Here is a 13896-nt window from a genome sequence, read left to right as displayed (position 1 = left end):
TTATCTTCAGTTTTTAGAGAGCTTTATCTCTACATTTTCTTCTTTATACCGGCATTGATGTTTTATAAGCCTTGATCTTTCGCCATCTTGATTGCGATTTGAGGCGCATTCCAAAGTGATGGCAGCAAGATTAAGGACACCGGTACCGCTGTGATAACTATGAATGATTGCAGCGCTGAAATACCGCCGGAACCTAGGGAAATCAGAATCAATGCTGTTACCCCCATCATCACACCCCAGAAAGTACGAATAATTGCGTTAGGCTCTGTCTCACCGCTGACTACCACACTGATGGTGTAAGTCATTGAGTCACCTGTCGTTACGATGAAGATCGTCGTCAAGATCAAGAACAGAATAGAGATAAGCATTGGCATTGGTAGTTGCTGAGTTACTGCCAGTAGCGCGCCAGGTAAATTAAAGCCTTCGAACGCTTTACTGACGCTGCCTGGGTCTGCAATTTCAAACGCAAGGCCAGAACCGCCAACAATGGTGAACCAGAAACATGTTACGAACGGTGCAATAAGACTGATGGTTGATACCAATTGGCGAATACTACGACCGCGTGAAATACGTGCGATGAAGATTGCCATCATTGGGCCGTAACCTAAGAACCAACCCCAGAAGAATACTGTCCACCAGCTCAACCAACCTTCGTCACCACGGTATGTTGCCATTGGGATGAAGTTGTCTATCATGCTGCCTACACCTTGGATGTAGCCATTGAAAATGAAGTTTGTTGGGCCGAAGATCAGAATGTAGACCATCAATGACATTGCTAAAATTACGTTGTAACGGCTTAGCATTTGCATTCCGCGGTTAAGACCACTTAATGCCGACAATGTGTATAGAACGATAGCGAACAGGATGATGATAAGCTGCGTCGTGAAGCCATCAGGAATATCAAACAGTGCGTTCAGTGCGTAGCTCACTTGCAAGCCTAAGAAGCCGATAGGACCAATGGTGCCCGCCGCTACTGCGACAATACAACATGCATCAATCAATGCGCCGGTGTGACCTTTCAATGCTCGCTCGCCTAAAACTGGGTAAAGCAAAATACGAGGTTTAAGCGGTAAGCCTTTGTCGTAGTGAAGGTGCATCACCACAATAGACGTTAAGCTACCGACAATGGCCCATGCTAGAAAACCCCAGTGCATGAAGGATTGCGATAAAGCATTCACCGCGCCTTGCTGTGCGTTTTCTTGTGCGCCGTACAATGGTGGTGGGCTAACGTAGTGAGCGATAGGCTCTGCTGCTGCCCAAAATACACCGCCACCTGCCAGTAGCGTACAGAAGATGATCGCCATCCAACGGAAGCCGTCCATTTCAGGTTTAGCGATGCCGCCTAGGATAACCTTGCCTGTTCGCCCTGCCGCCAGGCCAAGACCAATAAGAAAAGTCAGAAGAAGAAGCATTTGCCAGTAAGGACCGAATACTTTTACAGACCATGCAAAGCCCGTATTTACTAGGCTTGATAACAGCTCGCCATCAAATAGAGCAAGTGCCACGAACAGAGCGATAAAACCGCCGCTGTACCAAAGTGCTGGGTTGGATAGGCCTAATTTGTCTGACGTAGACTCAGACTCGTTTGTGTTGCTTTTTGCATTAATTGTTGTGTGTGCTTGACCCGCATTTAAGCTTGAAGATTTCACGCTATTGGTTAAATCAGACATACTCTGACTCCAGAGGTTTCTTTGCAGCTGTCATTTGAATGATGACTACAAGGGTGTATTTAACACCTGCCCTATTGTTTTTTGTGTTGGGCAGGCTAATCCATGTTTGGGTTACCGCGTTGCGAAATAGACCGTTGTTCCTTTTGAATAGTGAAATTGGTTTAAGCAGCACTTGCTTATTGAACGTTTGTTAGAAGGCTGCTAATTCGATGATGGCTCGCGAGAAACCGTTAACCCTTGGTTTGAGGCTCTAGGCCATCTTTCAAGAAGTTAAACCAGTTTTCTCCCAAGACTTGCCCAGCTTCAGACTCGCTGAAACCATGACGCATCAATCCGTTATATATGTTTTCCATACCCGCACTACCACAGAACCAAGGCAACGCATCTGGCCAACCTGAGTTGTTCGCAGAGCCTTCGCCGTAGTCCATTGCTTTAGACCAACGACCATTTCTCATCCATTCAAGAACGGCTTGAGGTTGGTTTAAGCATAGGTCACTGCCAATACCGAGGTGCTCTACGCCGACCATGTCAGCCGTAGTCGCAACCATCTGGCAGAAATCTTCCAAGGTACATTGGCTGCCGTTTGGTAGGTGGAATGGGTACAAGCTGAATCCGATTAAGCCGCCGCGTGCGGTTAGAGCTTTAATTACATCGTTTGATTTATTTCGTAGTGCATCATGAGCAAACGTCGGGTTCGCATGGCTGATACAAATAGGACGAGAAGACAAGTCGATAGCTTCAAGTGTTGAGCGCTCTGCACTGTGAGACATATCTATGATCATGCCCACTCGGTTCATCTCTTCGATGGCTTGTTTACCAAAGCGAGTAATACCTGTGTCGTTCTTCTCGTAGCAACCCGTCGCCAATAAGCTCTGGTTGTTGTACGTCAGTTGCATGATCAAAAGACCTTGCTTACGCATCACTTCGATAAGACCGATCTCATCGTCGATTGGAGAACAGTTTTGAGCACCAAGGAAAATGCCGACTTTGCCAGTCGCTTTTGCAGTCTCGACATCAGCCATTGAGTGAATCGGCATGATAAGGTCTGCGTTCTGCTCGAATCTTAAATTCCATTCTGCAAAGCGAGATAAGGTTTCACGAGCCGTCTCGTGGTAAACCGCGGTAGCGTGAACTGCTGTAATGCCGCTCGCCTTTAGTGTTTGGAAATATTCTCTGTTCCAATTGCAGTATTGCAATCCATCTATAACAATCCGTTGCTGGTACATAACCACTCCTATTGAAAGCTCAGTGTTCTAGCTCGGTTTTGAAAACACGCTCAAATAACATGTTTTCAAAAATGGGTTAAATCACTTGTCTAAGTTCGTTTGCTGCTTTGGTTTGAATGTTGGCCTGACTCTGTGAATCAGGCCAATTCGATAGCTGGATAGCTAGGAAGTTAATTCAGCTATCCAATTCTTATTTAGAAAGTGGATTAGTAAGGACGTTGGTAAGCCGTCTTAACCACTGTGTAGAACTCTTTCGCGTATTGACCTTGCTCACGAGGACCGAAGCTAGACTCTTTACGACCACCAAACGGTACGTGGTAATCCGTGCCTGCTGTTGGTAGGTTGACCATCACACAACCGGTCTGCGCTTGTTGCTTGAACATTGCGCTAGTACGTAGGCTCTGAGTAATGATGCCGCCTGTTAGACCGAAGCGAGTGTCGTTGGTTGTCGCAATCGCTTCTTCTAGGTCAGCGACACGAATCACACTTGCCATTGGTGCGAACACTTCTTCTTGGTTCACTTCCCAATCGTTCTTAGTGTTCAAGAACAGCGTTGGAGACATGTAGAAACCTTCGTGCTTCATACTCAAGTGTTCGCCACCAAATGCCAGCTCACCGCCGCTTTGACGTGCTTTCTCAACCCAACCTAGGTTTGCTTCAAGTTGGTTGCCATCAACGACAGGGCCCATGAACACACCCTCTTCCAGTGCGTGACCCACTTTCAGCTCGCTCATACGTTTAATCAGTGCTTCAACGTATTGGTCGTGAATGCTATCCATAACCACAAGGCGAGAAGACGCGGTACATTTTTGGCCTGCGCCAGAGAAAGAACCTGCAATCGTTGCATCAACCGCAGTTTGGATATCAGCATCGTCAGCAATAACAAGTGCGTTCTTACTGCCCATTTCTAGTTGGCAACGAACGAAGTTTGGCGCTGTAGCCGCTGCCACTTTACGACCCGTATCAACAGAACCGGTAAAGCTCACACCGTTCACTTCTTTAGAGTTGATCAGTGCATCACCTACTGTTGAACCGCTACCCAGTACAAGGTTAAACGTACCTGCAGGGATACCTTGGCGGTGGATGATCTCTGTAAGCGCGACCGCACTTGCTGGTGTTAGGTTTGCTGGTTTCCAAATAACGCTGTTACCGAAAGCCAATGCTGGAGCAATTTTCCAAGCTGCTGTTGCTGTCGGGAAGTTCCAAGGAGAGATAATGCCGATAACGCCCACCGCTTCGCGAGTCACTTCAACAGAAACACCCGGGCGTACAGAATCTGCGTTGTCACCAATTTGGCGAAGCACTTCAGCCGCAAAGTATTGGAAGAACTGACCTGCACGGTAAATCTCACCGCGACCTTCAGCAAAAGGCTTACCTTCTTCACGAGATAGCAAAGTGCCCAGCTCATCACAACGGGCAATCAGCTCATCACCAATCGCTTGAAGCACCGCTTGCTTGCGTTCAATCGGCGTTTTTTCCCACTCTGGTTGAGCGTGTTTCGCCGCTGAAATCGCTTGTTGAACTTGTTCAGCACTTGCTTGTGCAAAGTTGCCAATATTTTCAGAAATATCTGATGGGTTAATGTTCGCTACGGTGCTTACACCCGCTTGCCATTCGCCGCCAATGTAAAGTGCGTTTTCTGCTTGAACATTCTGTAAGTGAGTCATCATTCTGTCCTTGTAACGTTAGGTTGCGGTTGAGTCTGGCAACCATCGGATTAATTGATAAATTGTTAATTAATATAGAGAGTAAGTATTAATTTTGTATCTAGACGTAAAACTATTCGCTTGTATTAGTAAAGATCTGCGTAGACAAACAGCTTTGATTGGCAAATTGCCTCAGTTCACAGTCCATTTATTCAGGTTGAGACGCCGATGCATAAACCACGAACTCAACCAACATCTCTTCTCTAGCTAGCCCTGCAACAACGACTGCTGCACGATTTGGATAAGGTGCGTTGAAGTATTCTCCGTATACGCTGTTTACCGTTTTCAGGTATTCACGGTCAGTCACGTAAATCAGAACCTGCAGCACAGAATCCATCGATTCGCCTGCACACTCCAAGGTATGAACAAGGTTGTTAAAAGTCTGACGCGTTTGCGCTTCAATACCGCCTTCTACTACTGCGCCCGTTTCATCGATTGGAATCTGCGCAGTGTATAGAGTGCCGTTATTAACGATTGCCCACTCTAGTGGTGCTTTTGAAGCAAAAAGAGAGGTTTTTACTGGGTGTTTTTTAGTTTGTGCGTTCACGATTTCATCCAACTTTGTAACAACTATGTTTCAAGATGGTTAAATACTGCACCTTGACGCCTGATAAATCTAACGGTAAATTTTGTGCATTTGATAAATAAAATCTATCACCTTGCAAAAAGTAAGGTATAGCAAGGGCTAGAGAAGGATCGGAGTCATGAGTATTAAGCTACAACAGTTAAAACATTTCGTTTTGGTGGTCGAAGAAGGTGGATTTAGAGCGGCATCTCACCGTGCAAATCGATCGCAAGCGGCACTTTCGACTTCGATAAAAGAGTTGGAAAAAATACTCGGCCAACCTCTGTTTGAAACAGGCAACAAATCGACACTGACGCCTTTTGGAGAAATATGTTTGCCCAAGATCATTCAATTTCTGAACGTTTACAAAGCATTAGACAATGACTTACGCGCAGCGGCAGCAGGACAACAAGGAAGAGTTCGAATAGCGAGCGTGCCTTCTGTGGCCGCAAAACTCATCCCTAGTGTTTTAGGGGCATTTTGTGAGCAGTACCCGAATGTAGAAGTGAGTTTGATTGATGATAATGCGGCAGGGGTAGAAGCAAGATTACTCTCTGGCGAGGTGGATGTTGCCCTCGGTAATAGCTCCCATTTAGAAGAAGAGAGCATCGACTTCACGCCTTTGCTTTCTGATCCTATCGGTGTGGTGTGCCTCAAAGATAACCCTATCGCCTCTCAACAGGAAGGAATCGAATGGCAAACCTTGTTAAAGCAGCCCTTCATTCGTAACGGGACTTGCACCCTACTGGACCCAACACCTGCGCGCATGCTCAGCGAACAAGCCCTGTACTCTGTCGAGAACATTACCTCGCTGTTTTCGGTGTTAAAGCTCGGGATAGGCGTGACCACGCTACCTAAGCTGGCTTTCCCAACCAATGAAACCCGCTTGGTGTGGATTCCGCTAATTGACCCACCCTTGCAACGACAAATCGGCATTTTCAGACTGTCTGATCGTACGATCTCGCCACAAGCACAGGCTTTCCATGACTTATGTATTCAATACCTCAGTTATGAAGAGTCATAAGAGAGCCTAGATTAAGTAAATTAGGCAGCGCTCTGCTGCCATTTACTTCCTCAAAACTCGGTGTTTCTTCTCCGCACCATGCTTCTCGCACACCCAGTCCCCCATTTCACTCCTATATCATCAACATTTAGGCGCTGAATTTTCACTCTCGCGCACGCAAATAGTGACAAGCTGACGACAATATAAAAAATATTCGCTTATTGATAAGGAGCGACGTACGTTTAATTTACCAGAAAAACCAGATCTTCCATCATTGCCTCAAACAAGCTTAACCCCTACCAAAATCACACTTCACAACTCAGCTTGTAAATGAACCTAAGTGTTTGAATAGTCTTAATTGATAAGATCATAAGTTGAAAATTTAGCTCGCTACTCCCTTCTAAAAAGACCCTCTTTTTCACAAGGATAAAGCATCTTAAATATTCATGAATAAAGTGATAGAACTATTACTTTCATAAATGAAAAACATTCATTTCAAAAATGGAATTATTGATATCAATATTTGTCGTTTTGATCACATAATTTTAGGCGTAGTTTATATTTTGTCGAAACGAGAGCGAACTAGTTTATATCGTTCTATTTCGTCAGGAGATATAAGACCAGCAAGATTATCTCTTTGTTAACAAGCAAAGTTTTATTAACAAGTAAATGCGAGTAGCAAGACATATTCAAACTGTGTTTTATATGAGCTTACACTGTTAAATATAAGGTTTTATTATGAGGCTTAATGGGATAAGTGGTGACATTCTTGTTGCTGCTAAAAGAGTTGTTCTCTGCCAAGTAGTATTAGCCGTCGGTGTAGTTTTATATGAAGTGTTTTTTGGTAATAAAGTAGATATGGAATCGTCGGCTTTGGGTATCGGAATTGCGATGCTACCTCCGCTGTTTGGTTTTATATATGCAAGCCTAAAGGTGCGCAAGAATCCTAATTATAGTTTACGTGACTTAATGCAAATGAGTCGTGTCGTGAAAATAACTTATACGTTCTTAATGTTTATCTTGGCGTTCCAGTTTTTCAAATTGGATAACCCAGTAATATTGTACGCATATATTCTCACTATGGTTGGGTACTTCTTAACACCATTTATTACTGCCTCTACAAGATCGGAGTACGTGTAGTATGGATCAAGTAACTACCGCTCACGAATACATAGAGCATCACTTAACCTTCTTAACTACAGGTGATGGTTTCTGGGCGTTCAACATCGACTCGATGTTGGTATCTTGGATTACGGGTTTACTGTTTATTGGAGCTTTTCGATACGTAGTGACTAAGGGCACCAGCGGTGTTCCAGGTCGATTTCAATGTTTTATCGAACTGATATTTGATTTTGTAAACAACCTAGTAAAAGAGATTTTTCAAGCGGAGGATAAATTAATAGGGCCACTGGCATTAACCACTTTTGTTTGGGTGTTGTTAATGAACGCGGTCGATTTATTACCAATAGATTTCATACCAGCATTAAGTCGTGCAATGGGTCTAGAACACTTTAGAGATCTACCAACGGCGGACGTAAATATTCCAATGTCGATGGCACTCGGTGTATTTATCTTACTGTTGACTTATACATTTAAAAATAAAGGATTGAAAGGCTTTATCAAAGAGCTTACTACGCAGCCATTTGATAACCCTCTTTTATACCCTGTTAACTTAGTTCTTGAATTAATAACATTAATTTCAAAACCTATATCACTAGGCTTACGATTATTTGGAAACATGTATGCAGGTGAGATGATATTTATTCTGATCGCATTAATGCCATGGTGGATGCAATGGGCACTGAGTGTTCCTTGGGCACTATTCCACATATTAATCGTATTCTTGCAAGCATTTATATTTATGGTACTGACCGTTGTTTATTTAGGTATGGCAACAGAAGAACACCACTAATTAATAACTAAAAAATTTAACTAAAAAATTATTTATCGGAGATACAAATGGATATCGTAAGCGCAGTTTTATATGTAGCAGGTGCATTACTGATCGGTTTAGGTGCAGCAGGTGCCGCATCTGGTATTGGTAACTTAGCAGGTAAATACCTTGAAGGTGTTGCGCGTCAACCAGACCTTACTCCAATGCTTCGTACTCAATTCTTCATCATGATGGGTCTTGTGGATGCAGTACCGATGATCGGTGTTGGTATCGGTCTATACATCATCTTCGCCGTGGCTTAATCAAACCGCTTTGAAAGATCGATTTATACATAATCAAGATTTAGTGAGGAAGGTATGAACTTAAATGCAAGCATGTTTGGACAAGCAATCTCATTCGTGATTTTTGTTTGGCTCTGCATGAAATATGTATGGCCCCCTCTCACCGCGATGTTAGACGAGCGCCAAAAAGAAATCGCTGATGGTTTACGCCACTCAGAGAACGCTGCGAAAGAGCTAGAACTAGCAAAATCAAATGGCGCGCAACTCATCGAAGATGCAAGAAAAGATGTGACTGAACTGGTTGAACAGGGCCGAAAACGCCGCAATGAAATCATCAGCTTAGCGCAACAAGAAGCCGAGCAAGAAAAGGCACGCATCTTAGAACAAGGTAGAGCTGAGCTAGAAGGCGAACGCCAAAAGATACGCCGTGAACTTCAGGCAGATATGGCAGACGCAGTAATTCAAAGTGCACAGAAACTGATTAGCAAAAACCTAGATTCCGCAACGAACCGAGCGCTAGTTGACCAAATGATTAGCGAACTCTAAGGAGAGGCAATATGTCAGATTACACCAATATTGCTCATCCCTACGCCAAAGCATCGTTTGAATTTGCTTTAGGTGAAAACCAGTTACAAGAGTGGCACTCAATGCTGTCCATTCTTGTGGCTGTCGCGGAAGAAGAAACGATCGCTAGTCAGATTTCTTCAGCAGAAGGTGCTTCTACACACCAAACAGAAGAGCTGGCAAACCTCATCATTCATATTTGCCAAGGACTCGTTGATGACCACGTCATTAATCTTATTCGAGTCTTGGCCGAGAACGGCCGCCTTTCTGTTGTAAGAGACCTGTTTGAATTGTACTGCGAGCTAAAGGACGAACATGAACGTGTAGTGCCTGTCACTGTCACCAGTTCAGAAATGCTGACACAAGATCAAGTTACGTCACTAACAGCTGCACTTGAGAAGAAATTAGAGCGTCAGGTTGAAATGAAGCAGGTTATTGATGACACGTTAGTAGGTGGAATGGTCATCAAGGCGGGTGAAACCGTTATCGATGGTTCTTTAAACACATCAATTGACCGATTGGCTCATCAACTTCACGCGAGATAGGTAACAATTATGCAATTAAATTCAAATGAAATCAGCGATCTAATCAAAGAACGCATCTCGAAATTTAATGTGAGCACCGAGGCTCGCAACGAAGGCACTATCGTATCGGTTCGTGATGGCATCATCACAATCAATGGCCTTGCTGATGTTATGCAAGGTGAGATGATTGAGCTACCAGGTGGCAAATACGCACTCGCACTTAACCTCGATACCCACTCAGTAGGTGCGGTGGTTATGGGCCCTTACACTGACCTCTCTGAAGGTATGAAAGTGAAAGGTACAGGTCGTATCTTAGAAGTACCTGTAGGTAACGGACTTCTTGGCCGTGTCGTGAACACATTAGGCGAGCCAATCGATGGCAAAGGCCCAGTGAGTTGTGACCGACTCGACCCTGTAGAAGTGATTGCACCCGGTGTAATCGAACGTAAGTCTGTTGATCAACCTATTCAAACTGGCTACAAAGCGGTTGATACCATGGTGCCAATCGGTCGTGGTCAACGTGAACTTATCATCGGTGACCGTCAGACGGGTAAAACAGCGTTAGCTATCGATGCGATCATCAATCAGAAAGATTCTGGCATCAAATGTGTGTATGTGGCGATTGGCCAAAAAGCCTCCACTATCGCTAACGTGGTTCGTAAACTCGAAGACCACGATGCGCTAAAAAACACCATCGTAGTCGTGGCGTCAGCATCAGAGTCTGCAGCGCTTCAATACCTAGCCCCTTATGCGGGTTGCACCATGGGTGAATACTTCCGTGACCGCGGTGAAGATGCGCTGATCATCTATGATGACCTATCAAAACAAGCCGTTGCTTACCGTCAAATCTCATTGCTATTGAAACGCCCACCAGGTCGTGAAGCCTTCCCTGGCGACGTATTCTACCTTCACTCACGCCTACTAGAACGTGCAGCACGAGTGAATGCAGAGTATGTAGAGAAGTTCACTAACGGTGAAGTGAAAGGTCAAACTGGTTCATTAACAGCGCTTCCTATCATTGAAACTCAGGCGGGTGACGTATCAGCATTTGTACCAACCAACGTAATCTCCATCACCGATGGTCAGGTTTTCCTTCAAACCCAACTGTTTAACTCAGGCCTACGTCCTGCAGTAGACCCAGGTATCTCGGTATCTCGTGTGGGTGGTGCGGCACAATGCAAGATCATCAAGAAACTGTCTGGTGGTATCCGTACTTCATTAGCTCAATACCGCGAGCTAGCAGCATTTGCTCAATTCTCTTCTGACCTAGATGAGATGACGCGTAAACAGCTAGACCATGGTGAACGTGTTACCGAGTTAATGAAGCAAAAACAATACTCTCCAATGTCAGTCGCTGAGCAAGCAACGGTTATTTACGCGGCAGAGAAAGGCTACTTGGTCGGTGTTGAACTAAGCAACATTGCCCGTTTTGAAGAAGAACTGATTGCTTACGCCAAAGGTCAAAACCCTGCGCTATTCGAAAAAATCAACGCGACAGGCGATTACAACGACGAAATCGACGGCGCTCTTAAAGAGATCCTAGAAGGTTTTGTTGGGATGAAAGCTTGGTAAGTGCTCCGGTTTGTTAGCTGGAAATCAAAACAAATAGGAGCAGATTATGGCAAGTACTAAAGAAATTCGCACCAAGATAGCCAGTGTTAGTAACACTCAGAAAATCACTAGCGCAATGGAAATGGTTGCAGCAAGTAAGATGCGCAAGGTTCAAGACAACATGACGCTAACTCGCCCCTACGCCGAGAACATGCGAAAAGTTATCTCTCATGTTGCATCGGGTTCGCTGGAATACCAGCACCCTTACCTGCAACAGCGTGAACCTAAGCGTGTCGCTTACATCATTATCTCGTCCGATAGAGGCTTGTGTGGCGGCTTGAACTCAAACTTGTTCAAGAAAGTATTAGAAGAAATGGAGCAATGGCGCACCAAGGGAGTCGAGGTAGAAACAACCTTAGTGGGATCTAAGGCTATCTCGTTCTTCCAACGCGGCGGCAACGTTATTGCACAAACGTCAGGTCTTGGCGATACCCCTAAGTTAGAAGACATCTTAGGTACAGTGAACGCGATGCTGGGGCATTACGACGAAGGCAAGATCGATAGCTTGTATCTCGTTTACAACCAGTTCGTCAACACCATGGTTCAAGCACCAACGACCTTGCAGTTGCTCCCCCACCCTTCGGATTCTGAGGAAGGTGGTGAGCCTAAAAAAGCACGTCGGTGGGACTACATATATGAGCAAGCGCCCAAAGACATACTCTCAGAACTGTTACATCGATACATCGAATCGCAAGTGTATCAAGGCATTGTTGAGAGCATTGCCTGTGAGCAAGCAGCCCGAATGGTCGCTATGAAAGCGGCGACTGATAACGCAGGCCAACTCATTGATGACTTGCAGTTGGTTTACAACAAGGCGCGTCAGGCTGCCATTACCCAAGAGCTGAGTGAAATAGTCTCAGGTGCTCAAGCTGTCTAAGGGCAGAAAAGAGTGGGTTAAGAACAGAATTTGAGGATTTAAGAATGAGTGTTGGAAAAATAGTTAAAGTAATCGGCGCGGTCGTTGACGTCGAGTTCAGCGGCGGCAACAGCCCACGCGTTTATGATGCATTGAAAGTGACTAGTGACGAAGCAAGCTCGTTAGTATTGGAAGTACAGCAACAACTGGGTAGCAATATCGTTCGTTGTATTGCAATGGGTACGTCAGATGGCTTACGTCGTGGCCTAACGGTTGAAAACACAGGCTCACCAATCACGGTGCCTGTGGGTGAAGAAACGCTGGGCCGAATCATGAACGTGCTTGGTCAACCTATCGATGAGTGTGGTGAGATCGGTCAGAAAGAAAGCTACGAAATTCACCGAGAAGCCCCCTCTTATGAAGAGCAAGCCAACAGCACTGAGCTTCTAGAGACAGGTGTTAAGGTTATCGACCTTATTTGTCCTTTCGCTAAGGGCGGTAAAATCGGTCTGTTCGGGGGGGCGGGTGTAGGTAAAACCGTCAACATGATGGAGCTTATCAACAACATCGCCAAAGCCCACTCAGGTCTTTCTGTGTTTACCGGTGTAGGTGAACGTACTCGTGAAGGTAACGATTTCTACTACGAGATGAAAGAAGCTGGCGTATTAGACAAAGTTGCCATGGTTTATGGCCAAATGAACGAGCCACCTGGAAACCGCCTACGTGTTGCACTTACTGGCCTAACTATGGCTGAGCGCTTCCGTGATGAAGGTCGTGACGTACTGCTGTTCATTGATAACATTTACCGTTACACGCTTGCGGGTACCGAGGTTTCAGCGCTATTAGGTCGTATGCCTTCCGCGGTAGGTTACCAACCAACACTGGCTGAAGAGATGGGTGTGCTTCAAGAACGTATCACTTCAACTAGACAAGGCTCTATCACGTCTATCCAAGCTGTATACGTACCAGCGGATGACTTGACTGACCCCTCACCTGCAACAACCTTTGCTCACTTAGATGCGACCGTTGTACTGTCTCGTAATATCGCTGCATTGGGTCTGTACCCTGCGATTGACCCGTTAGATTCGACGTCTCGTCAATTGGATCCTCTCGTGGTTGGTCAAGAGCATTACGACATTGCACAAACAGTTCAAACAACGTTGCAACGCTACAAAGAGCTAAAAGACATCATCGCGATTCTTGGTATGGATGAGCTTTCAACTGAAGATAAACAGATTGTATCTCGTGCTCGTAAGATTGAACGTTTCTTAACTCAGCCTTACCACGTAGCAGAAGTGTTTACCGGTCAGACAGGTGTCTTTGTACCGCTAAGCGAAACACTAAGAGGCTTTAAAGGTCTGTTAAGCGGCGAGTATGACGACATCCCAGAGCAAGCGTTCTTGTACTGTGGCTCTATCGACGAAGTGCTTAAAAAAGCAAAATCACTCTAAGAGGTAGGTGCACCATGGCTATCGGAATTACAGATAATACATTTCAACTTAATATTGTAAGTGCGGAAGGTACGCTGTTTTCAGGTCCAGCGTATGCCCTAGCCGTTTCTGGCGCTGACGGTGAACTGGGGATCCGCCCCGGTCACTCCCCGCTTCTCAGTAAGATCAAACCGGGCGTAACCGTGTTTGTTACAGACCCTAAATCAGAAGGCCAAGTGCTGTATGTCTCTGGTGGGATGCTGGAAGTTCAGCCGGATGTGGTTACGTTATTAGCCGACACGGCCTTGCATGGTAAAGACATTGACCGCGCTCGCGCAGAAGAAGCGAAATATGCCGCTCTAGAGAACATCAACAAGGGCAACATAGACATTAACTTTGCACAAGCTCAGCTAGAACTAGCGAAAGCCGTTGCTCAGTTACGTGCATCAGAGCTAACTTCTTCTCACACAAGACACTGAGAATAAGCGTTATTGGCCGTTAGCTGTGCTAGCAAACTGTCTCGTCCTAAAATACGTTGACAGTATTTCTACTAGGGCGTGTTGATC

General features: G+C 45.3%; 14 protein-coding genes. 10 read left to right on the top strand and 4 right to left on the bottom strand.

Features of this window, described 5'->3' with window-relative positions:
- Positions 1-62: 62 nt before the first annotated feature.
- The 4 genes from AB4274_RS18955 to AB4274_RS18940 all read right to left on the bottom strand — a co-directional run bounded on the left by AB4274_RS18955 (position 63) and on the right by AB4274_RS18940 (position 5149).
- Positions 63-1670 (bottom strand): BCCT family transporter, encoded by a 1608-nt coding sequence (locus AB4274_RS18955; protein WP_017066850.1) that lies wholly within the window; start codon positions 1668-1670, stop codon positions 63-65.
- A 230-nt stretch (positions 1671-1900) separates the two neighbouring features.
- Positions 1901-2896, bottom strand: a complete 996-nt coding sequence (locus AB4274_RS18950; protein ID WP_017060833.1) for a membrane dipeptidase — start codon at positions 2894-2896, stop codon at positions 1901-1903.
- 206 nt (positions 2897-3102) lie between these two features.
- A complete protein-coding gene (locus tag AB4274_RS18945; protein WP_372112925.1) occupies positions 3103-4563 on the bottom strand; it encodes an aldehyde dehydrogenase family protein in 1461 nt (486 codons plus the stop codon).
- A 187-nt stretch (positions 4564-4750) separates the two neighbouring features.
- Positions 4751-5149, bottom strand: coding sequence for a RidA family protein (locus AB4274_RS18940; RefSeq protein ID WP_017060835.1), 399 nt, complete (start codon positions 5147-5149; stop codon positions 4751-4753).
- Positions 5150-5306: 157 nt separating this feature from the next.
- Between AB4274_RS18940 and AB4274_RS18935 the strand changes: the two genes are divergently transcribed.
- The 10 genes from AB4274_RS18935 to AB4274_RS18890 all read left to right on the top strand — a co-directional run bounded on the left by AB4274_RS18935 (position 5307) and on the right by AB4274_RS18890 (position 13809).
- Complete coding sequence (locus AB4274_RS18935; RefSeq protein ID WP_372112923.1) at positions 5307-6191, top strand: LysR substrate-binding domain-containing protein; 885 nt, start codon at positions 5307-5309, stop codon at positions 6189-6191.
- A 717-nt stretch (positions 6192-6908) separates the two neighbouring features.
- Positions 6909-7310, top strand: a complete 402-nt coding sequence (locus AB4274_RS18930) for a hypothetical protein (protein ID WP_017060837.1) — start codon at positions 6909-6911, stop codon at positions 7308-7310.
- A gap of 1 nt (position 7311) precedes the next feature.
- Positions 7312-8082 carry a F0F1 ATP synthase subunit A gene (atpB, locus tag AB4274_RS18925; protein ID WP_017060838.1) on the top strand — a complete coding sequence of 257 codons (771 nt, stop codon included), beginning with the start codon at positions 7312-7314 and terminating at the stop codon, positions 8080-8082.
- 47 nt (positions 8083-8129) lie between these two features.
- Positions 8130-8366 (top strand): F0F1 ATP synthase subunit C, encoded by a 237-nt coding sequence (gene atpE / locus AB4274_RS18920; protein WP_004730405.1) that lies wholly within the window; start codon positions 8130-8132, stop codon positions 8364-8366.
- 54 nt (positions 8367-8420) lie between these two features.
- Entirely contained in the window at positions 8421-8891 is a 471-nt protein-coding gene (locus tag AB4274_RS18915) for a F0F1 ATP synthase subunit B (RefSeq protein ID WP_017060839.1), read from the top strand.
- An 11-nt stretch (positions 8892-8902) separates the two neighbouring features.
- The gene (locus AB4274_RS18910; protein WP_017060840.1) at positions 8903-9454 is read left to right on the top strand and encodes a F0F1 ATP synthase subunit delta; all 552 of its coding nucleotides are present in this window, start codon (positions 8903-8905) and stop codon (positions 9452-9454) included.
- 9 nt (positions 9455-9463) lie between these two features.
- The gene (atpA, locus tag AB4274_RS18905) at positions 9464-11005 is read left to right on the top strand and encodes a F0F1 ATP synthase subunit alpha (protein WP_048608585.1); all 1542 of its coding nucleotides are present in this window, start codon (positions 9464-9466) and stop codon (positions 11003-11005) included.
- Between the two features lie 46 nt (positions 11006-11051).
- The gene (gene atpG, locus AB4274_RS18900) at positions 11052-11921 is read left to right on the top strand and encodes a F0F1 ATP synthase subunit gamma (RefSeq protein ID WP_017064727.1); all 870 of its coding nucleotides are present in this window, start codon (positions 11052-11054) and stop codon (positions 11919-11921) included.
- 44 nt (positions 11922-11965) lie between these two features.
- Positions 11966-13351: a F0F1 ATP synthase subunit beta gene (atpD, locus tag AB4274_RS18895; RefSeq protein ID WP_372112920.1), complete on the top strand. Its 1386-nt coding sequence runs from the start codon at positions 11966-11968 to the stop codon at positions 13349-13351.
- A 14-nt stretch (positions 13352-13365) separates the two neighbouring features.
- Complete coding sequence (locus tag AB4274_RS18890; RefSeq protein ID WP_017060844.1) at positions 13366-13809, top strand: F0F1 ATP synthase subunit epsilon; 444 nt, start codon at positions 13366-13368, stop codon at positions 13807-13809.
- Positions 13810-13896 lie beyond the last annotated feature (87 nt).

This window comes from Vibrio sp. 10N.261.55.A10 (genome assembly GCF_041470825.1).
Classification (GTDB): domain Bacteria; phylum Pseudomonadota; class Gammaproteobacteria; order Enterobacterales; family Vibrionaceae; genus Vibrio; species Vibrio crassostreae_C.
The sequence above is the reverse complement of the archived record's forward strand: the minus strand, read 5'-3'. Positions and strand labels throughout refer to the sequence as shown.

Bases quoted from the DNA above. Each gene is read 5' to 3' on its own strand.
- AB4274_RS18955 (WP_017066850.1), bottom strand. From the start codon at position 1,670: ATGTCTGATTTAACCAATAGCGTGAAATCTTCAAGCTTAAATGCGGGT.
- AB4274_RS18950 (WP_017060833.1), bottom strand. From the start codon at position 2,896: ATGTACCAGCAACGGATTGTTATAGATGGATTGCAATACTGCAATTGG.
- AB4274_RS18945 (WP_372112925.1), bottom strand. From the start codon at position 4,563: ATGACTCACTTACAGAATGTTCAAGCAGAAAACGCACTTTACATTGGC.
- AB4274_RS18935 (WP_372112923.1), top strand. From the start codon at position 5,307: ATGAGTATTAAGCTACAACAGTTAAAACATTTCGTTTTGGTGGTCGAA.
- AB4274_RS18930 (WP_017060837.1), top strand. From the start codon at position 6,909: ATGAGGCTTAATGGGATAAGTGGTGACATTCTTGTTGCTGCTAAAAGA.
- atpB (WP_017060838.1), top strand. From the start codon at position 7,312: ATGGATCAAGTAACTACCGCTCACGAATACATAGAGCATCACTTAACC.
- atpE (WP_004730405.1), top strand. From the start codon at position 8,130: ATGGATATCGTAAGCGCAGTTTTATATGTAGCAGGTGCATTACTGATC.
- AB4274_RS18915 (WP_017060839.1), top strand. From the start codon at position 8,421: ATGAACTTAAATGCAAGCATGTTTGGACAAGCAATCTCATTCGTGATT.
- AB4274_RS18910 (WP_017060840.1), top strand. From the start codon at position 8,903: ATGTCAGATTACACCAATATTGCTCATCCCTACGCCAAAGCATCGTTT.
- atpA (WP_048608585.1), top strand. From the start codon at position 9,464: ATGCAATTAAATTCAAATGAAATCAGCGATCTAATCAAAGAACGCATC.
- atpG (WP_017064727.1), top strand. From the start codon at position 11,052: ATGGCAAGTACTAAAGAAATTCGCACCAAGATAGCCAGTGTTAGTAAC.
- atpD (WP_372112920.1), top strand. From the start codon at position 11,966: ATGAGTGTTGGAAAAATAGTTAAAGTAATCGGCGCGGTCGTTGACGTC.
- AB4274_RS18890 (WP_017060844.1), top strand. From the start codon at position 13,366: ATGGCTATCGGAATTACAGATAATACATTTCAACTTAATATTGTAAGT.